Origin of the sequence: Gelidibacter salicanalis (assembly GCF_016469035.1) — a bacterium.
Lineage (GTDB): Bacteria > Bacteroidota > Bacteroidia > Flavobacteriales > Flavobacteriaceae > Gelidibacter > Gelidibacter salicanalis_A.
Window position 1 is genome coordinate 1 of the sequence record NZ_JAEHJZ010000465.1, and the last position, 240, is coordinate 240.

General features: G+C 50.8%; 1 protein-coding gene. It reads right to left on the reverse strand.

The genetic code is table 11. The annotated features are described in order from the left end of the window. Window positions 1-240 (reverse strand): FKBP-type peptidyl-prolyl cis-trans isomerase (locus tag JEM65_RS21830; protein WP_199603873.1); only part of this gene is annotated, 240 nt, incomplete at both ends.

Genomic DNA, 240 nt, shown 5'->3' on the forward strand with positions numbered 1-240 from the left:
TTTGTGACCGACCAGACCTTCTTCGAATCCTGGGATCATGCGGCCCTGGCCCATAGCCAGTACGAAATCAGAGGCTTTGCCGCCTTCGAAATCTTCACCGTCGATAGAACCGGAGAAATCAACGGTTACGCGGTCTTCAGCAGTGGCTGCAGCGTCAGTTTCTTTCCAGTCAGCTTGTTGCTTACGCAGAGTTTCCAGCATGGTATCAACATCAGCGTCGTTAACTTCAACAACAGGTTT